Raw genomic sequence first — 19,895 nt, 5'->3', positions numbered from 1 at the left:
TTGAAATAAGGAAGTGAGTTGCTTAAGGCAGCGAAGTGCAGGGGGGAAGGGGCCGTCGTGCGTATTTTTCATCACTTTATGCCAATTTTTTATTTGTATATTGCAGAAGTGCCAAAAATTTGCCGAAAAAATTGAATAAAAACGGCGGCTTAGGTTAAAAAGCATCAGGTTGATGCAAGAGAGCCCGCGGCGCGTTGCCGCGGGCTTTTTATCGGGTTTTTCGACCTTGTCAAAAAAAATTAGGCCATTTTCGATTTTGAGAAAATTGGATCATAAAAAACTTCAGTAAGTTTCCGGTCCTTGAAAAATAAAACAACGTCGATAGTCGTATAAAGAACGAGCTTTATCATTTGCATATCAAATTGGCGGCCAATTTCTGATCTCTTAATCAGTGTGGCGCACCGTTCGAATGTCTGTAGTGCGTTGTTGGCGTGGACCGTAGTGACCGAGCCGGGATGCCCGGTATTCAAAGAATTAAGGTATTCCCATGCTTCGTCACCGCGTAGCTCAGCGAGAAAAATTCGGTCAGGTGATTGGCGCATGCATGCATTCAAGCACTCATGGGCTGAGATGCGGCCTGCGCCATAACCATAGAGCATATGCACGTGATTAGGGTGATTGGGCAGAAAAAGTTCGTGAACATCCTCAATTGTGATAATACGTTCTTCCACGGGTATCTTTTCGATCAGAGACCGAGCGAATGTGGTCTTACCCGATCCTGTCTTTCCCGCAATGATGATATTGCGCTTGTAGAATATGCATTGTTCCAGAAATTCGCGCATTTTACCATTACGTTTGAACTGCAACAGTTCTACTTCAAATGGCTCTAACCGCGTAAAATCCTGTGCTGACAGTAAATTTTTTGCTTCTTTTTCTGAAGGTTTGCTAAAGCTTACATCGATAAAGCTATCAAATGCGCCCTCGTTGCTAAGTTCGTCCAATGTTTTAGCGATGAGAGAATGCTTACGAATAACAAACGATAACGTCCCATCGACGACGGCAGGCGTCTGCACAATTGTACCACGCTGCCCTCCGGGCAAAATTACATAATTAACGCTTTTGGGAGTTACTCCATTATAAACGATAACGGCCGTAATAAGGGTCTGCAAAAAAGAGGTTGTCAGCTCGGGCATTTTATGGACCTGCCACCCTTCAAAAGTTTTTGTCCATATTTCACCGGGGCGACAGATAGACAGCTCGATGACATCTTCCGCTTCTAAAAAACGATCAAGCGGTCGCAAGAGTTGCGCGATCGCTTGATCTTTCTGCAGTACTTGGTTAGTTTGCCTTGAGAGCGTAGACATCGCTAAAATCCAGATCACGAGCGACAAAGATGCTGACTCGCTCGCCTTGATTTTTGTAAAGTGTTGGAGCAATATTCATCGAACTTTGGAGAATTTCTGTAGTGACGGACTGAGCGTCCCGCGTATCTAGGGCAGGGGGCGACTTGTTGTCCTTCTTCAGATGCGTGTCCCTCAGCCAACCGCCGAAGTCGGTGATTAGGCTAATCATGATCGCGTTACTAAATCGCTCCCAAAAATGTCGATCAACCCAGCCACCAATGCCTGCTTCGCCAAGTGGACCAGTTCCAGGCGAGTCAAGATCGATGATAACACCGGACGGTGTTTCAACGCGTGACCACTGCACAAAAACGCGATTTTGTCCTTGCTGTACGCCGCTTTGGTAAAAGCCAATAATCTTGGAACCACGATCGAGAAGAACGACTCGGCCGCTTGTGGAATAAATGTCACGTGTTAAATGGCACGTAGTCATTCCTGGTTGCGCTGTAGTAATCTTCGTTGCAAGGACACAATCTAACTGTGTTCCCTGCGTGATAATGAGGTCACGGTTACGGAGTCGACTTGCACGCGATTCGCTTAATCGCACTGGTTGTAACTGCTCAGATAATTTACTGGTAGGACCTTTATCATCGTCAGTGGGTGTCGCAGCTTTTGGGGTATGCGCGGCATCTGTTCCACCAGAACTACTGACAAGGCCAGAATTCAACATACGTTTACGCGCTAATTCTTCTACGTCATCAACAAGTTGCGATGGAAGAGCTGTCTGAATAAGTTGACTCCAGTCTGACGGAGGAGCTTCCTCTCTCGGCGGCGCTTTTTCTGGGATTGGAGGCTCTTCCTTAATCACTCGGGGGGTATAACTTGGTATAACTTGTTGCACGGTTAATTGCTCATCTTCTTCGCTAGCTTCTATGGCATTGCGCATACTCAATGCTTTCCAAGATAGAGCAACGGGTATCGCTATTATGGCAACAAGTACAACGACCAATAATGCACGCGAACCAGGCATAGTCGGGCGGTGTTCCGAATTTAACTCAGAGCTGCCATAATCGCCTTCGATATATCTTGTGTCGGTGTGATCCGGCTTTTCACCTGTGTTGATTTCATCTCCTTTCTCTCTGCCGAACATCATTTGTCTCCTTTATTGATACGATAAACCGCTGGGGATACCGTTTTGGTTGTGCTTGGCATACCATAAGGGTTATAGGCTTCGTTGAAGATGGCTAAAGCACGGCTGCCGAGCCGTATTATCCATCTGGGATTGATCTTATTAACCGCAATAATCTCTTTGGAAGCGCCTAAAACGGTATGTGGTATCAAACTTTCATTCCCCTCAGCGTCCACTACGTAAATTGACGGTATGTCCGCGTTAGCGGAGAATTTGAAGTAGGTGATGTGCCCGTTATCCCAAGCATTCATTGGTGCAATATCTTTGTCACCGCTCATGGTGTAGTTAAGGTTGTGCACTTTCGTTCCCCGATTAAAGGCGTGCTCGAGAATAGTGCGTTCGCTGTTTTCACGAAGCTGTCGAGATTCTGTATCGGGATAACGGAAAGCTAACTCATAGGTAGCACCAGCGCGGTCATTGCGGAATTGCAACCGGAATTTATAGCTACGTTTATCGGTAACAATAATCAGATTAGTATTGGCGAGTTCGGCCTTAGGTTTAATAAAGACATGCCGCCCTTTTTGGGCAAAGGCGTAGGCATCAGCATCACCGAAGGCGTGAGTTATATACTGCTCACCTTCCTCCAGTATGATGTGCGTTGCTACACCAAGAACAGTTTCAATTTGGACTACATCAGCTACGTTGTAGGTTATATAGCGTATCCGGTGATCGTAGCGTGAATTGGATGGGGTCTCAAGTGCTCGCACAGGCATTGCGTGAAGCGAAGACAGCAAGACAACAAACGCAAGTCTTTTCATCATAATCAATTCCTCAATGATGTGAGAGGATTTCCGGGTCTGCACGGTAGCTTGTAACCTGGAAACCGAGGGGGTTGAGCAATCGATCAGATGATTTCATTGGTGCACCGATATAGGTGTAACCAATCGTCGCAATTTGGTGCTTTTGTGCATCATCGGTACCGTTGCTGTTGTGTTGCTGCGTTGTGAAACGCACGGTTGCTTGACCATTTCCATTTGGCTGGATCGATCGCACCTTGACGGTGATTCGCGCTTTATTAGACAATATTCGGTCGCGCGCATGTTCACCATCGTAGATTCCGAAGAACTCTTGTTGAACAGCTGGTGCACTCAAAAGCGCTGTCGTGTCATAGTTCAACTGAATAGTATCATAGTCGTAGCTCTCACGGTTGAGCACATACTGATTAAGCCAGTATTTGTCTACAACTTCACCATAACTCGTTTCATGTTCACGCATTACCGAAATAGCATCGACTGCGCCGGTAGCGTTATCGACGCGCAGCACCAAGGGGGTAGGAGCTGGTTGGGAAAACCCAATAATCGCGCACGCTATACCGAGCAATCCGAAGATACAAGCAGCACCCGCTGTCCGCCAAGCGGCGCTGCGCGATTTTACGAACTCGCTAATAAGATCGCGCTCCAGACCACGACTTTCTTCATAATAACTTTTAAGCTGTTCGGCTTTGACCGGTTTTGCCTCCTTTTTTCTCATATTGCACCCCGCTGAACTTCGTCAGGCACCGTCTTATTGACAGGCTCTCGATTCCAACTCCCTGGCTGTTTTGGTTTCGGAGCCGACGTACAGGCTGCTAAAAAGCCCATAATCAAAATTGCAGCAATGATTGATTTCACTTCAATACTCCTTTTTGGAGGCCATTAGGCCAAGTCTACCATTTACTTGTCAATATTTCAATTTTGATAAGTAAATAAATAATCAGTTATTGCTTTTTTACAACAGTTTTTTGTCATTATTTCACTTTCTAGTCCCGGAAGCATCTAACTGATGGCAGAGGATCTTATTGGCTATGTTTTTGGTTATCTGACATACGGACGGATACGCTGCAAATTTACGCCAAACATTCCCTTACCGACGAGCATTGCGATTTCCGCGGTAGCTAGATGTCATATTTTGTCTCAACCACATATGCCCAAGCGTAACACCTTTTGCCAAATTACCTGCAATGCCCGCTAATTTCAGTAAGAGCACGACAGAGGTAATGCATAAGATGAGAGCACCACCAAGTGAGTAACTCACGTTCTGCACACCATCAAATTTTAAATCATTCATATAATTCCCGAATATGTTCATGATCACGCTGAATACAGTGGCGAATAGCACAATGAGAATCACATAATTAAGCATTTGGGTTACCCATTGCTCAAAAAAGCGGTAAGTTGGTTGCCAAAGCAGGGCAAAGATAAAAAGTGGTCCGAGGCCGGCAAGAATCGCAAGGGCAATTTTGGCTAATATAATGAACGCTAACGCTCCGCCGATCGCCACTAAAGTGCTTGTTGCAAGCAGAATGATAACGCCAAAAATCCCGTATAGCAGCCCGTTAGAATCAAAAAATGCAGATTCTTCAAAAGCCTCATTTGCGCGGTCAAAACCTTTTTTCGCTGCTTTATCAATCACCCTGGTCATTGTGTCACTGTTTGATGTGTCACTAATGAGTTCGGATACTAATTCATCGGGCATCGTTGTGATCAACTCAGCAATTTCTTTTTGATAAAGTCCTCCTGTTAGAGCAATCGAGGTGATAATACCTATTCGTATGTAGCGATTTAAAAAATCGGCGATTGGCATATCGATCACGCCGCGTATGATAAGAAATCCGTAGAGGATGAAAGCAAGGCTCAGACCGACTGATACGACTGGCGTAATCGCAGCGATTGCTTTAGACGAAATATCAGTGACGTACGCTGCCGTTGTCTGGTCAATTTTGGAAGAAAGTTGTGTGAATAGCTGGAAGGCCATAATATTCCTTTCTAATGAATTCTCGGTATCTCATCATCTTGGATTGCCAGTTTATGTGGCACTGTATCGGCACTTACATAAGTTGCGTTACGCTTTTCGGGGAGCAAAATTGCGCTCATACTGATTAAATCTTTCCTCCATTTTGAAAAATTTTCAAAATAGCGTCGAATATCCAGTGCCGACTTCCTATTTCTGAAAGTGGACAAAATCGGTATGATAAGCGAGGTCATTGTAAGGTATTTCATTGTATAATCGGCATTCCTATATTCGCACTGCTCAATATTTTCTTGTTAAGTTCGCGATTTCGTTGATCAATAAGTGCTTGTTCAGCTTCGCTCATGTGCGCAATCATTTGCAGCTTTGTCATTTCATTTTGGATCATAGCTTGCTTGCCTTTAAGAATGGCCTGTAAATCAGATACAGCCTTCATGTCCTGTGCTTCTGAAACTTTGCTTGATAATTCTTGGATCTGTCTGAAGCGTCCTTCTGCTTCCTCAAAGCTTTGCAAACTCAGAGCTTTATCGTTTAAAGCTACTAATTGTCTGCTGTTTTCGATTGCATTGTGCACAGCGCGAACATTCGCGAGGGAACTTAGAAACCTTGCCTGTGTATTCCGAACCTCTGCGGAAAATTTCTTCAAATCACCCTGTAGGTTTTGGGCATATAACGACTGAAGGCCGCTGGAAAAGTGCTTATAGCGAGGTGAGTCTTGGATATTAAAATCTCGTATCCCCGTTATAGATCGGTATATTTTATCTGCATTGGCTCCGGTTTTTGGGCCACTCTTGAGTTTCTTTATGAGTTCGGTTTGCTCTTGTATATGCCTTTTGAGTCTACCGTCAGCTGTTGCCACACTACGCTTTCTTTCTGCATATTCTCTATCTTCTCTATCCCATTGGCTTTTTAGGCGACGATTGATGTCGTCAACATGCTTTGTTGTTTTTGAGTCCATAATACCCGCGCTATAAGCCCACGCTAAATTTGGTGTTCCAAGAAGTACAATCATTGTCACCATAATAATCAGTTTTTTCACCTTTTACCCCTTTCCGCTTTTATTCACCGTAGGAGGTCAGCGACGGTATCGTTAGGTTGTCGCCGATTTGATCACTTTGCCAACGAATTTGCACTCCATATTACAACTTTCTCTATGGCAGTTGCCACGCTGTATAGCTTTGATGGATCTCGCTTTTCTTTTTTCATATCGTCCCTGATATTATCTTACCTGAGAGATATCTAACTCCAGTTACTGAACCGCTTTGGCTTTAGAGTTGGTAAAAGATCCCGTCATTAAAGTTACAAAATAATTTATTTTAACTTCAATACTCCTTTTTTGAAGCTGTCAAGAGTAGTTTATAATTTTTTATCAATATATTAATTTTGATAGTAAATAAATAGAAGAATATTGCTTATTTTTTTAATATCATCCTGTTTTGTAATTGTAAAAGCGCCCGGTTGATCGCGTAGATGTCACCCTATCGCGTTACCAACTATGCTTTAATTATCGGTTATGCTTAGTGACCCATACAAATTTGTAATCTAGTTACAAATTTGTATGGGTTATTATCAGATGAGTGGAGTAAAATGCGCTAACCTTCTTCGTATTACTAAATATTGGCCTTACTTTTTCCATATCTGTTTAAGCATAATATTTTTTACTAAATTACCTGCGATGCTCGCTAATTTCAGTAAGAGCACGATGGAGAAAAGGGATAGAATAAAGGCACCACCAAGTGAGTAACTCACGTTTTGCGTACCATCAAATTTTAAATTCGCTAAGTAGTTCCCGAATATATTCACTACTACGCTGAACAAAGCGGAAAACAGCACGATAATAATTATAGAGTTCAATATTTGAGACATCCATTGCTCAAAAAAGCGATAAGTTGGTTGCCAAAGCAGGGCAAAGATAAAAAGTGGTCCGAGGCCGGCAAGAATCGCAAGTATAATTTTGGCTAATATAATGAACGCCCCGCCAATCGCCACTAAAGTGCTTGTTGCAAGCAGAATGATAACGCCAAAAATCCCGTATAGCAGCCCGTTAGAATCAAAAAATGCAGATTCTTCAAAAGCCTCATTTGCGCGGTCAAAACCTTTTTTCGCTGCTTTATCAATCACCCTGGTCATTGTGTCACTGTTTGATGTGTCACTAATGAGTTCGGATACTAATTCATCGGGCATCGTTGTGATCAACTCAGCAATTTCTTTTTGATAAAGTCCTCCTGTTAGAGCAATCGAGGTGATAATACCTATTCGTATGTAGCGATTTAAAAAATCGGCGATTGGCATATCGATCACGCCGCGTATGATAAGAAATCCGTAGAGGATGAAAGCAAGGCTCAGACCGACTGATACGACTGGCGTAATCGCAGCGATTGCTTTAGACGAAATATCAGTGACGTACGCTGCCGTTGTCTGGTCAATTTTGGAAGAAAGTTGTGTGAATAGCTGGAAGGCCATAATATTCCTTTCGAGCGGTTCTTTGATATTTCATCGCCTTTGAAAATTAATCTATGTTCCGTTCTATTTGTATATGCACAATTCTCTGTAAATCCTCTTTAACGTAATTACCTTCGCGTTGGTCAATTTTCCTTGCACATTCTTTCGGATTTTTGCAATAATATCAAACACTGTGTGCCAGCCACTCGTCTTTAAAATAAGCAGGGCTAATGCCATAAGTGCGGTTATTGCAAGACGTCTTGCCGTATCTTCGGCATTTCTGTGTTTGCACTATTCACAATCTTTATATGACGTTCGCGACTTTTCTGCCTGATAAGCGATCGTTCGGCTTTGCTCAAATGTGCGATTGTTTGCAATTTTGTGATTTCATTTTGAATCAAAGCTAATTCACTGTCGATATGAATCTGCAAATCAGAAATAGCTTTTATATCCTGCGTTGTTTTAATTTGATCCATCAATTCATCAATTTTTTTAAGGCGTTTATCAGCTTCTTCAAAAGTCTGTAAACTCACAGCTTTATTAACGACCGCTGCAATTTGCTTGCGATCTTCGATTGCGCGACGTTCTTTAAGCATATCATTAAAAGGACCAAAAGATTGCACCTTATGTTGATCTTTTCGAGTTACATCAGAGCGCTTCTCGTAGAATTTCCTTGGATCCTTGAAAAGTGAACTACTGCTCTGTGGCAATTGTGTAGTATGAAAAGTTCGTGGGCCCGTTAGGGACTTATATATTTTATCTAACTCATCTTCAGATCCACTTTGACCAAATTCCCCCAAGAGTTTAGTTTGTTCCTGTATCTGTGGAATTAACGTTTCTGCCAGAGACAGCGGAATCTTTGGAGGACTCCAAAGACCAAGTTTTCTTTTAAAAATTTCCCATCCGGTTGCGGCTAGTGCTGAATTCGAGGCGTTTAAAAAAATCGCAATCATCATCATGGCAAAAGCCAATTTTTTCATATCGACCTCCTTTCCGTTTTCACATGGTGTAAAAAAATCGGCAGCCATATTGCTGGATCATCGCCAACTTCAGCAATAATGGCTTCGACCAATTCTGCATTATCGGGTGTGCCCGATAATACAAGAAGTTCATCGTCAAAGTCTTGTTCGATAGTTTCTCCATTAATTGTGACATGAAATTTTCCAAGATTAAGCTCTGCAAGTGCGGATTGATCACCTTGCTTAATAAGAAACTGACGACTAAATTCACCAAGACCTTTGACGAGCTCAAACTCAGCATCTGTTAATTTAAAGCCTTCCGTATAGTCTTCATAATTCGCTTTTGGATTGGCAAGAAAAATATAGGTCGCACATTGTTGAATTAAGGTCTTAGCGATATTGCTTTCCAGTGCGTCACTCGGTTCCTGCGTAGCAAAGACAAAAATACCGTTTTGTTTACGGATGGTTTTTTGTTTATTTTTTGCTAGTTCTTCAAAAAATGGATCCTGCAGAGGCTTCCAAAATTCATCAAAAATATACATAAAACGCTGTCCGGTGATCATTCCTTCTGTACGGTAAAGCAGATACATCATTACAGGAGTGCGTGCCTCTGTGTTATCTAAAAATTCAGTGATATCAAAACCGTAAATTTGATGTGTTGACAAATCAAGCGCGTCATTAAGATTGTCGAATAACCACCCATAATCACCCCCTTCACACCACTTAATTAAACGAGCACTGACGGTTGGACGTGCATTAAAATCATCAAGACGCGGATTCGGTAAAAATTGTATCAGCAACGACAAGCGACGCATTGATTTATCAATACTATCGCTCATAATGGCTTCAACAGCACGGTTAATTTCTTCCTCGTCATTATGCGTAATTTCGCCCCCGGCTTCCGCCAATTTTTTGACAAATTGTTTGAGAAAGATCAGATTATTTTGTGTTGGTGGCAGCTGAAATGGATTGAAGCCGCTCGATTGGCCGATTTTAAGAGGTAAATACCGTCCGCCCATAGCTCGAATGACAATTTCCATGCCGCGATCTTTATCAAATACGACAGTTGTCGGGTTGAATTTTTGCGCCTGTGCCAATAAGAATCCAAGCAACACGGTTTTACCGGAACCAGACTGCCCAATAAGTGCGGTATTGCCGAGAAGGCGCTTGTCGGTGGCATCTTCCTCAAGTTTGGAAGCGTGGAAATTAAAATAAAGTGGCGTTTTACTGACCGTTTTAAGGATGGTAAGCGCTGGTCCCCACGGATTACCAGTCGGCTTACCTGACATAAAATTATGAAAGGACGAAAATGATAGAAAATTGAGCGATGTGATGGGTGCGGGGCGCGGACGCCATTTCCAATTTGCAGGAAGTTGCGCCCAATAGCCGGCTTCTATAGCCAAATCCACAGGTTTCGGGAATACCGCGACATCCAGCATAGCTGAGCTCGCTTTTGCCATATAGTCACGAACCTCTTGTGTCGTATCGCCATAGATAGTCAGTGTGCAATGATGCTCCCCCATAACAAAACGTCCACTGACAAGTTGGTTGAGGGCTTCGTCAATTTGCTCAATCTGGCTCGTTGCTACATCTCGAGCATCAATGAGATTACGCTGATGTCTTTGCAAGTAATCTTTGGCAGCATGCCGCGATAACACTGAAAAGCTTTGCGTCAATATGAACTCAAAATCGCTTTCCAGGAGAACATTGAGCTGCCCTGGCTTGGTTGTATCGTCATACTCTCTAATTTCCATCATCCCAAACCGGCGTATTTTAGTGGAGGTGCGCAGTTCACCAACTGCTCCCCACTTTGAAAAGAAAGGCCGATTAACCGCCATATAGTCAGAGAAATGGTCGTGACAAATAGGCATAGAATAATATTCGCCATTGATGAGCATTCCAAGAAATTCGAGAGCAGAAGAGAATGAATAACCATTCTTTTCATAAACGCCGAGGAGTTCTGCACCGTAACGCTTAAGCGATTGGTTGAGGGTGTGATTAATGTCATCAAGGGCTTTTATGCATGATTCTTGCCGCATCTTTTTTTGCTCGAGCGTCTCACGCTCATGCTGGGCAAAAAATGACATAACCTTATCAGTTATAGGCTGATAAATAATTGTCAAATACAGATCATTGACCATTAGATTGTAGCCAGTGAAGCTATGCCGGTATTTTTCATCGAGCTGGCAACAAAACATTCGGTCAAACGTTGAATCAGGATATTCATAAACGCGACGGCGCACTATATGTGTCCATAGCGATAAATTGGCTGACGCAATACCGCGCAAAGTATTGTTTAGTTCTCCAACCCATTGAAAAACCTCTTCTTCTGAGGCGCTTTGATGCGAACGTCCGTCGATCTTCCAAACCGATAAATATTCCGCATTTTTGGTAGAGATAATCGTATCCGTAACGTGGTGTGAGTAAGGGATGAACAGGCCTACGGGTATTTCTGATGCGAGCAGTTTACTGCTTTCAAGAGCCTTCATATCTATCTCCTTTTGCGGTAATTGGAGGGACTATAACTTGAAGCGCCCCAAAAATTTTTATTACGATTACGGAATTTTGTGTCGATCCACAGCCACCAGATACGGAACGCTCTATCGTCGCTTTTTGTAATTTGTGCCATAATGAACCACAGTGGTAGTGCAACGAACCACCATAAGAGACTTATCGTCATAGCGACAACAGCCACCCCCATGGCCATGACCATGAGCGGAATCATTGGGACACCCCAAATCGTTGGAACACGAGTTGCTCCTTTAAATAGAGGGAACTCCTTCTGTTTTTGCTGTTTCATGAGTCATTCCGATTAGCTTATTTCAAATAACATATTGGTGATGTAAAACGCTAAACCAGCGGTGATAATGCAGACCGCCCACCGTATGAACGCACTTCTTGAAATGAAACGAAATACGCGACCAATCACTAAAAAGAGAAGAAGAGAAATGGCAATAACAGGGATAATCGTACTTAGCTCTCCTTTTAATTTTGCCATTATATTTTTGGCTTCGACTAATTTTTGTTGGGCATGTATAGAGTGAGGTGCTAAAAACAAAACGGCAGCCACAGAAGCTGCAGCAATTCTACCAACAATTTTCGTGCGGAGGATATTCAATTGTCTCATGTAATCATCCCGTTAAGATTGAAGTCACAAAAAGTAATGCCGCTCTTTTGCAATCCAAGCAAAATCACTTATACATTTCACGTTGGTAGCACACCATGTTCCTGCTTTAAAAATGGAACACTCTGTGTTATGCAATTATACAGTCAACCCCTGATTAAGGCTTGAATAATGTTGTAGCGATCTGAGTTGCTGAACCGGCGATGATAACGCCAATTGCCCACCGGACGAATGTATCTTTTTCGATGAAGCGGCCTGCATAGCCAATCGCTAAACACAAAAGCATGACAGCAGCAGCAATAGGAACAATAGTAGATAGCTCAGTCTGGACCGATTCTAAAACAGTTTTTGCTTTAGTCAGCCTTTGTTGCGCGTATACAGGCTGACCCATAAGGAACATGACGAACCCTGTAAAAATAGCCATGACTTCGTTGCTGATCTTTTTTTGAAGAATATTTCGCTTCATGTTACTTATCCTCATTAAGATTGAATTCACCATAAATAATACTCTCGCTTAGAGTGTGAGAGAAACTAGCCGACATATCTCAAACCGTTAAGACCCGAACCCCGTCTCTGAACGACAGCACACAATTACAAAGCTAGGTCCGATTAAGGCTTGAATAATGCATTAGCAATCTGGACCGCGGAACCGGCGATGATGACGCCAATTGCCCACCGCACAAACGTGCTTTTTTCGATGAAGCGGCCTGCATAACCGATAGCTAGACATACAAGAATAACAGCAGCGGCGATAGGAACAATGACATTCAGCTCACTCTGCATCGTAGTCAAAACCGTTTTTGTTTTAGTCAATCCTTGATGAGCGGCATAAACAGACTGTGTCACCAAAAATGCAGCCACAGCCGTGAAAATCATTATGATTTTGCTATTCTTCCGCAGAATGCTCTGTTCTTTCATGTTGTTCATCCTCGTCAAGATTGAAGTTACCACAAACAACGCCCCTTTCTTGGAGAAAACTAAAAAGGCACTTAGGATTAGCCCACGTTCTCAATTTTCCTCTCTGTGTCAGAAGCGCGTATTTATTCGGCTTTTTAGTTACGGGATCATCTGCGACAAATGTAAAGTACCACTCCCTTTCCGAACGCATGACGACCGTGACTTCGCGTACTGCTTTTTGACTAAATGCTATATCAATGCTGTGTTGTTCTATCATCTTCATTGCCCTTAACCCTTTTTGGAGTGAATTTCGTCCAATTTTATTAGTTAGGGCCTAATATTCTCTATATCTATTGTTTACCACTCTATTTTATCAAAATTGGAATTTTAATTTACAAAACACAGCGACAGCCACCTCCTCTTACCTCTCAGATAAAAAACCACTCGCTCTCGCAAAAGCGTCGCGGACACCTGTCGTTTTATGCTCAAATGCATCTACCAGCCCCTCATTAGATTTTGCGGAGGCCTTTTCCTCTAAAATTTGTTTTTTTTGCGCAGAACGAGGCTGAGCAGATTTTTGCGGTTGATAATTTGATTCAGCATCGAGTGGCGCAAGCGCGGGCACCTTCACTTTTACGTACGAAGCGACCTTCTGCACATAGCCGTTGGTAAAACCATGCCTAAAATTCCCCGTGTTGTAACAGCTTAATGCAGCTTGCAACGCGGTTTGTCCTGCGCCATATCGGAGCGCAGCACGCTGATAACAGTCCGTTAACACAATTTGCATTGCTTTGAGGTTTTTGCAAGGATCAAATAAATCAGAGAGGGACATACGGAGCCATCCAAGATTCTTGACATTGATCTGTCCAAGACCTACATCGAAGTCGTGTCCATTCCGCTCGAGTTCTTCGGCTACTGCTACTGCTTCTTTGAGCGTAGATGGCTGACGCGGCAATTTATGGTGGCCATTAATTCCTATTGCGTAAATATTACCGCGCGATTCCCTTGCAATGATAGCTGAAAGCGTATCAGGGTGAATAGCGGGTGCGCATGTAGAAGCAAGCGTCATGAAATTCGAAATGACCATCAACAATACACCTGACGATAAGGAACTTCATTAACATAAACACAAAAACCGACGGAGCGCCGATTCCGTGTCTGTGGCCAAATTATATCACTGTTGATAAGTACAATAAGGTCATTTATTTTCAAAACACACCAATCACAACCGCCAACTCTAAAGCGCTCGAATGTCTGTTTGACAAACGCCCACATACGCCCAATATACACAAGTAGGACGAAACTAAGATTGTACCCTGCGGAGGGCTTGCCCTTTACTGAGGGGTGACATAGTTTATGGATCAGCGATCTGCATCCACCTTTTATAATTAGCGCGCGCGAATTGAAGAAGTAAAGCAAAACCCGACAACTAAAACCGCTAATTTTAACGATTGAATTAAAAAAGGATGCTACAAAAACAACAGAGGCATAAATGAGGGAATTTTCGCAGTTCAAAATACAACCTCCGTGAAAGCGATTATAATCATACTTTCAATTTCGATAAAGATTACGCTAGGGGAAAATCATCTATAATTGTGTTTTAAATATGGCAAATCACAATTCTTTGTTAACAAGGGGAGTAAAAGATGAATGATTTTCGGGGTATGAAACCTGATGAACTACGGGAAATACGCGCTCAAATCGACGTGGAACTAAAAAAATGGCAGGCAAAGGAAAAGCAGGATGCACGGCGGAAAATCCTTGAAATTGCCAATACCCACGGAATTGATATTGCAGATCTTGTTAAAAAAGAGCGCCATTATAGAAATCCGGATAATCAGTGGGAGTTATGGAATGGGCGTGGACGTAAGCCAAAATGGGTTAAAGAATGGTTAAAAAACGGCTGCTCGCTCGAAGAACTAGAAGTAACATAATTCTTCGATAAGACCTGAAAGGAGAGGAATGGATATCAGTGACGGATATGATATGTGGGTGTGGTATTAAGTAAAGAAATATGACTCTTTTTGGGCAATTTAATGTGATAAAACGGCAAAATTATGAGAGAGCTCTTGTTTGCCCTAGCTGTGCGTGTCTTCGTTTTGTTGCGGTTTTATGAGTATTGGGGCGTGAGGTGGGGGTCCTCGTTGGCTAATGATGACCGTCAAGAAAGGCCGAGGAGTTTTTTGGCGTGTGGGCGTTTTTTTGTGTGCGGTGTATAGTGTCACAGTCCACGATAAATTTTGTTCACAAATAAGAAAAGGGCCTGCTCAAATCAGATATTGAGCAAAGACGGAAAAAATCTAAGTCGCAATGAAACGGTCACAGTAAGATCTTCCAGAAAAAGAAAAGGAAAGAGGAGCGCTTCTTTGTTCACTGGTTTTCTTCGATAAAATAGAGGTTTTTACGGGTCAAAATGAAAAGGATACATGTGCGTTTTGTTAATTTAAAGCGGAAGTCCGCGTAAAAGGCGTGGGGTATTATGAGTGAGGCCTGAAGCTTCCTGGATGAAATATTTTTTCATTTTTGGTACCTGATCGACGAGACCAAGGCCAATATCGCGCAACATGCGTAAAAATGAGATATCGTTGGAAAAAAGCTGATTGAGCCAATGATTGGTGAAGGCCATGCACACGACTTCAGAGCGTCTCCAGCTTTGATAACGTTCGAGAGCAGCAGTCGACCCGATATCAAGACCCAATCGGGCTGTTTCAATGATAATTTCGGCCAAAGCGGCGCTATCACGTAATCCCAAATTGAGCCCTTGTCCTGCGAGAGGATGGATCGTATGAGCGGCGTCGCCAATGAGCGCAAAACGAGGTTTAATACAATGACGCGCTAAAGAAAGGGATAAGGGGAAGGCTTGACGCTCACCATTCCAAGAGATTTTTCCTAATTGATGGCCGACCCGTTTTTTGATTTCTATCTCAAAAATAGATTCATTAGCTTTGAGATAATGTTGAGCAGATTGATGTTTTTCGTTCCATACAATGGCTGATTGATTGCCTTTAAGAGGTAAAAGAGCAAAAGGTCCCGCGGGAAAAAAATGTTGAATCGCTTGACCATGGTGCGGTTTTTCATGTCCGATGGTGCATATAATGGCCGTTTGTTTATAGGGGTGCGAAAAATTTTTAAGATTTGCTTTTTTCCGCAATTCGGAGTGTGCACCATCGGCAGCGATCAATAATTTTGCTTGCCAAATTTCTTTGTCACTTAAGAAAACGGTTGTATGTTGGACATTTTGGTGGAAATCAACGATACGTATATTTTCGATGAAAGTAACATTGAGATCTTTTGTACGTTTTTTAAGGGCGTCGGTAAGCTCTTTATTTTCGACCATGGCAGCAAAGGGTTCATCTGGAGCGATATCTCCCTCAAAGGTCAAAAAGGTCGGTTTGACGGGGTCATTCGTGTGCGCATCTGTGATGATTATTGAATGAATAGGCTGAGCATGAGGTTCAATATATTCCCAGCATTGTAATTGTTTGAACATACGAATAGAAGCGGCGGTAATAGCGAGAGCTCGTATATTTTTAGCGGTCGCGCTTCCTGGAGAAGCGGCATCAACAACATTGATTTTCAGTTCTGGTGCAGCTTGTTTAAGCGCTATAGCAAGCGTTAGACCGACGGCAGCACCCCCCGCGACAAGGATATCACATTGTTTTATATCTTGGCAGGCATCAGAAGACACTACGTTTTTCCACTTTTAAGTAGTTTTCTGCTGTTAAGCGAACTTAGCATCTCTTTCCAATATCACTTTTTACGTAGTTTAAAAGAAAAATTGTTGTGATTATGCTGGTTAAAACTGTATTGATATTTTCGTATTATAAATTTTCAGATACAATTCTCTGGGCGGGGGTGTATATTTATTTTTGAGACAAGGTTGTGTATTTGGGATTGATTGATGCATCAAGGTTCCTCTCCTTATGATCCATTAGATACGCCGGACTATCAAAGTTCGCGCCTCGTCGGGGTATTTTTACGCCAAATTGGTTCCTTTATTGGGCTCGGGCTTTTAGGATTTATCGTTTTCTGTGTTTTAGCTTTGACGACTTGGAATGTTGAAGATCCGTCGTTAACGCGCGCGAACACAAATGAAATCACAAACCTCCTAGGTTGGCCTGGCGCGGTTTTTTCAGATTTTGCTATGCAATGCTTTGGCTTAGCGAGTCTTGGCGTTTTATTGCCTCCATTGTTCTGGTCGCTTTTGTTGTTGGCACAAAAGGATATTCGCAATTTTATTTTTCGTTTTTGTTCGTGGATAGTATCCGCAAGTTGTTTTTCAATTTCTTTCGCTCTGATGACACCTATCGCGCCTTTTACGCAATGGCCGTTGCCAATCGGCCTTGGGGGCGTCGTGGGCGATAAGATTTGGAATATCATCTCCTCAATGTTGTCTTTTTTTCCCTCTCCTTTGCAGAGTGTTCTTTTAGGAATTGCTCTGGCATTTTTAAGTATTTTAATGGCCGCCATTTCTGGCAATGTAGTATGGCGACGTCAAGCTAAGAAAAGAAAAAGAAAAAGCGCCCATAGGCCTAAAGTTACGGGTCCAGTTCTCGACATGCTAGAAGACGCAGAAGATTCCTCGCGTGAAGGACGGCCCAGTTTTATTTGTATGTTTTTGGGGGCATTTTTACACTTTTTTTATGCTGTACAAGCCCGTTTTAGACATTTTTTCTCGTTTAGTAGTCGATCCGAAAAAAAGGGAGATCCGTTTGATCGAATTGAGCCCGTTTTTGGGGATGAAAAAAATGAATGTAGAGATCCCCAAAATAAGACGTCCGCTTCTCGCCGAAATGGATATTTTGCCAACTCTTTAGCGGTTTCTGCAAATGGAAGTTTCATTCTTCCATCGTTGGACTACCTTTCTGTTCCTTCATCAGATCGGAAAACCGTGAAACTTTCTTCTGCGGCTTTAAAAGAAAATTCTCAAGAACTTGAGAGCGTTTTGTTAGATTTTGGAGTGAAAGGGAAAGTTATTGATGCGCGCCCTGGCCCAGTCGTAACTTTGTACGAATTTGAACCGGCAGCGGGTATTAAATCTTCGCGTATCATTGGTTTAGCGGACGATATCGCCCGTTCAATGCGCGCAATTTCAGCGCGCGTCGCTGTGGTTCCGGGACGCAATGTGATCGGAATAGAATTGCCTAACGCGACGCGCGATACGGTGTATCTGCGGGACATTCTACAAGCACAAGATTTTTTCGATAATAAAGCCGAGCTAGGGCTTGCTTTAGGGAAAACAATAGGGGGCGAAACGGTGATCGCAGACTTAGCGAAAATGCCGCATCTTTTAGTGGCCGGCACAACAGGGTCTGGGAAATCTGTGGCAATTAACACGATGATTTTATCTCTCCTTTACCGTATGACGCCTGATCGCTGTCGACTAATCATGGTAGATCCTAAGATGCTTGAGCTTTCGATTTATGATGGTATTCCGCATTTATTAACGCCTGTTGTGACAGACCCAAAAAAAGCGGTGATTGCGCTTAAATGGGCTGTCCGTGAGATGGAAGAACGTTACAGTAAAATGTCAAAAATTGGGGTTCGCAATATTGGCGGATTTAATGCGCGTTTGAAAGAGGCGCAGAGTCAGGGCGAGACGATGACGCGCACAGTCCAAGTCGGATTTAATCATGAAACCGGTGAGCCACTTTACGAAACAGAAACACTCAATTTAACCCCTATGCCCTATATCGTCGTTATTATTGATGAAATGGCAGATTTGATGATGGTTGCAGGGAAGGATATCGAAGGAGCTGTGCAACGTTTAGCACAAATGGCGCGTGCTGCCGGTATCCACGTTATTATGGCTACGCAACGCCCTTCGGTCGATGTGATTACAGGGACAATTAAAGCTAATTTTCCTACACGCATTTCTTTTTCTGTCAGTTCAAAGATTGATAGTCGAACGATTCTTGGGGAACAGGGAGCTGAACAATTGTTAGGGCAAGGGGACATGCTTTTCATGATGGGAGGCGGTCGTATTCAGCGTGTTCATGGGCCTTTTGTAGCCGATGATGAAGTTGAACAGGTTGTTGCACACCTCAAAGCTCAAGCACGGCCTGATTATTTGGAAACTATTACGCAAGAGGCCGAAGATCACGGGGCCGATGTTTCACCTTCCCCTTCTGTCGCAGACGACCTTTATAATCAAGCGGTTGCTGTTATCCTCCGTGATCGCAAAGTTTCAACTTCCTATATTCAGCGTCGTTTAGGGATTGGCTATAATCGTGCTGCTTCGCTGATTGAGCGTATGGAGGAAGACAGAATTATTGGTCCGGCCAATCATGCAGGTAAACGGGAAATTTTGATATCTGCTGAAGAAAAGCCGTTTTAAGGGGCTTTTTGGTCGCTTTTTCAGGTAATATGCTGTAAAAGGCATTTACTCACTCTCTTCCGCTTATACCGGGGGGTGGGTTTCTTGTTATCCGTATATTATAGAGTATTGCCGCTGAAGACGTTTTTTTATCATAGCGAAGGGGATTTTACGGTACAGAGGTTATTCTTTTGTGTCATGGATTTTTCATGCTTTTCCGTAATTATTACTCCGCAAAAAGTATTTATCCCCCCTCTTCTATTTAATATTCGAGGTGCGTTCTATACTATCAAGCAGGCCAGGAGCATAACTAATGAAGGTGTTTTTTTTATCGTGGCGAGGAGCATTTTATGTTGCAGTGGCCGTTATTTGTGCATCGTGGACTTTTTCTGCTTTTTCGCAATCTCTCAATCAGGTGACACGCGCGCAAAATATTGCTGATCATTTTGCGGCAATTAAAACGATGACAGGTGATTTTATCCAGTTTAGTCCGAAAGGGAAAAAAACTGAAGGAACATTTTATTTAGAACGTCCGGGCAAGGTTCGTTTCATCTACAAGGGGGTTCCTGTACAAATTATCGCGGACGGTGAAGTGGTAGGTGTGAATAATCGGGCTCTGAACACATGGAATTTTTCTCAGCTTTTTCAGACACCAATGAAGCTTTTGTTGGGTGATAAAATCGATTTATCATCGGGGCATTTATTGGCACTTCGTGAAACTCCAGGGGCGACGACGATTATTCTGCGTGATAGGAGTATTGGAGCAGGGTGGATAAAAATGATTTTTGATTCTAAAAGCTATGCACTAAGGCAGTGGAGCATTATTGATCAACAAAATTTAGAAACCACTGTCCAAATTATGAATGTGCGAACAGGAGTCAAATTCGCCGATGGAATGTTTACGATTCCTTATAAAAAGGCTCCGATTAAAAAAGCCCCGGCACCGCGTAATCGGAATTGA

Annotated in this window: 20 protein-coding genes; 3 read left to right on the top strand and 17 right to left on the bottom strand. The window is 42.9% G+C overall.

Annotation, left to right across the window (positions count from 1 at the left end):
- Positions 1–239 precede the first annotated feature (239 nt).
- The 16 genes from virB11 to BANH1_RS06515 form a co-directional block, all read right to left on the bottom strand.
- Positions 240–1,304, bottom strand: a complete 1,065-nt coding sequence (virB11, locus tag BANH1_RS06595; protein WP_015398583.1) for a P-type DNA transfer ATPase VirB11 — start codon at positions 1,302–1,304, stop codon at positions 240–242.
- Complete coding sequence (gene virB10, locus BANH1_RS06590) at positions 1,279–2,430, bottom strand: type IV secretion system protein VirB10 (protein ID WP_015398582.1); 1,152 nt, start codon at positions 2,428–2,430, stop codon at positions 1,279–1,281. The genes virB11 and virB10 overlap by 26 nt, the downstream gene beginning before the upstream one ends.
- Positions 2,430–3,227, bottom strand: coding sequence for a P-type conjugative transfer protein VirB9 (gene virB9, locus BANH1_RS06585; RefSeq protein WP_015398581.1), 798 nt, complete (start codon positions 3,225–3,227; stop codon positions 2,430–2,432). The genes virB10 and virB9 overlap by 1 nt, the downstream gene beginning before the upstream one ends.
- Before the next feature lie 13 nt (positions 3,228–3,240).
- Entirely contained in the window at positions 3,241–3,939 is a 699-nt protein-coding gene (locus BANH1_RS06580; protein WP_015398580.1) for a VirB8 family type IV secretion system protein, read from the bottom strand.
- Positions 3,936–4,079 carry a hypothetical protein gene (locus BANH1_RS06575; protein ID WP_015398579.1) on the bottom strand — a complete coding sequence of 48 codons (144 nt, stop codon included), beginning with the start codon at positions 4,077–4,079 and terminating at the stop codon, positions 3,936–3,938. Before BANH1_RS06575 ends, BANH1_RS06580 begins: the two co-directional genes overlap by 4 nt.
- Positions 4,080–4,311: 232 nt before the next feature.
- On the bottom strand, positions 4,312–5,202 hold the full coding sequence (locus tag BANH1_RS06570) for a TrbL/VirB6 family protein (protein ID WP_015398578.1): 891 nt from the start codon (positions 5,200–5,202) through the stop codon (positions 4,312–4,314).
- A gap of 241 nt (positions 5,203–5,443) precedes the next feature.
- Complete coding sequence (locus BANH1_RS06560; RefSeq protein WP_015398577.1) at positions 5,444–6,235, bottom strand: TrbJ/VirB5 family protein; 792 nt, start codon at positions 6,233–6,235, stop codon at positions 5,444–5,446.
- 584 nt (positions 6,236–6,819) lie between these two features.
- Complete coding sequence (locus BANH1_RS06555) at positions 6,820–7,659, bottom strand: TrbL/VirB6 family protein (RefSeq protein WP_015398576.1); 840 nt, start codon at positions 7,657–7,659, stop codon at positions 6,820–6,822.
- 224 nt (positions 7,660–7,883) lie between these two features.
- Complete coding sequence (locus BANH1_RS06550) at positions 7,884–8,618, bottom strand: TrbJ/VirB5 family protein (RefSeq protein WP_015398575.1); 735 nt, start codon at positions 8,616–8,618, stop codon at positions 7,884–7,886.
- Positions 8,615–11,086, bottom strand: coding sequence for a VirB4 family type IV secretion/conjugal transfer ATPase (locus tag BANH1_RS06545; RefSeq protein WP_015398574.1), 2,472 nt, complete (start codon positions 11,084–11,086; stop codon positions 8,615–8,617). The genes BANH1_RS06550 and BANH1_RS06545 overlap by 4 nt, the downstream gene beginning before the upstream one ends.
- A 2-nt stretch (positions 11,087–11,088) precedes the next feature.
- Positions 11,089–11,397, bottom strand: coding sequence for a VirB3 family type IV secretion system protein (locus BANH1_RS06540; protein WP_015398573.1), 309 nt, complete (start codon positions 11,395–11,397; stop codon positions 11,089–11,091).
- Between the two features lie 12 nt (positions 11,398–11,409).
- Entirely contained in the window at positions 11,410–11,724 is a 315-nt protein-coding gene (locus tag BANH1_RS06535) for a TrbC/VirB2 family protein (protein ID WP_015398572.1), read from the bottom strand.
- A gap of 154 nt (positions 11,725–11,878) precedes the next feature.
- Positions 11,879–12,187, bottom strand: a complete 309-nt coding sequence (trwL, locus tag BANH1_RS06530; RefSeq protein ID WP_015398571.1) for a VirB2 family type IV secretion system major pilin TrwL — start codon at positions 12,185–12,187, stop codon at positions 11,879–11,881.
- Positions 12,188–12,330: 143 nt separating this feature from the next.
- Positions 12,331–12,639, bottom strand: a complete 309-nt coding sequence (gene trwL / locus BANH1_RS06525) for a VirB2 family type IV secretion system major pilin TrwL (RefSeq protein ID WP_015398570.1) — start codon at positions 12,637–12,639, stop codon at positions 12,331–12,333.
- On the bottom strand, positions 12,608–12,901 hold the full coding sequence (korA, locus tag BANH1_RS06520) for a KorA family transcriptional regulator (protein ID WP_015398569.1): 294 nt from the start codon (positions 12,899–12,901) through the stop codon (positions 12,608–12,610). Before korA ends, trwL (BANH1_RS06525) begins: the two co-directional genes overlap by 32 nt.
- A 138-nt stretch (positions 12,902–13,039) precedes the next feature.
- Positions 13,040–13,705, bottom strand: coding sequence for a lytic transglycosylase domain-containing protein (locus BANH1_RS06515; protein ID WP_015398568.1), 666 nt, complete (start codon positions 13,703–13,705; stop codon positions 13,040–13,042).
- 559 nt (positions 13,706–14,264) lie between these two features.
- Between BANH1_RS06515 and BANH1_RS06510 the strand changes: the two genes are divergently transcribed.
- Positions 14,265–14,552, top strand: a complete 288-nt coding sequence (locus BANH1_RS06510) for an H-NS histone family protein (protein WP_015398566.1) — start codon at positions 14,265–14,267, stop codon at positions 14,550–14,552.
- Between the two features lie 509 nt (positions 14,553–15,061).
- Here BANH1_RS06510 and BANH1_RS06505 read toward each other — a convergent pair.
- Positions 15,062–16,306, bottom strand: coding sequence for a ubiquinone biosynthesis hydroxylase (locus tag BANH1_RS06505; RefSeq protein ID WP_015398565.1), 1,245 nt, complete (start codon positions 16,304–16,306; stop codon positions 15,062–15,064).
- Positions 16,307–16,519: 213 nt separating this feature from the next.
- Here BANH1_RS06505 and BANH1_RS06500 point away from each other — a divergent pair, with 213 nt between their 5' ends.
- Both BANH1_RS06500 and BANH1_RS06495 read left to right on the top strand, forming a co-directional pair.
- A complete protein-coding gene (locus tag BANH1_RS06500) occupies positions 16,520–18,955 on the top strand; it encodes an FtsK/SpoIIIE family DNA translocase (RefSeq protein WP_015398564.1) in 2,436 nt (811 codons plus the stop codon).
- Positions 18,956–19,247: 292 nt separating this feature from the next.
- Positions 19,248–19,895 carry an outer-membrane lipoprotein carrier protein LolA gene (locus BANH1_RS06495; RefSeq protein WP_015398563.1) on the top strand — a complete coding sequence of 216 codons (648 nt, stop codon included), beginning with the start codon at positions 19,248–19,250 and terminating at the stop codon, positions 19,893–19,895.

It is taken from the genome of Bartonella australis AUST/NH1 (assembly GCF_000341355.1).
Classification (GTDB): Bacteria; Pseudomonadota; Alphaproteobacteria; order Rhizobiales; family Rhizobiaceae; genus Bartonella; species Bartonella australis.
The sequence above is the reverse complement of the archived record's forward strand: the minus strand, read 5'-3'. Positions and strand labels throughout refer to the sequence as shown.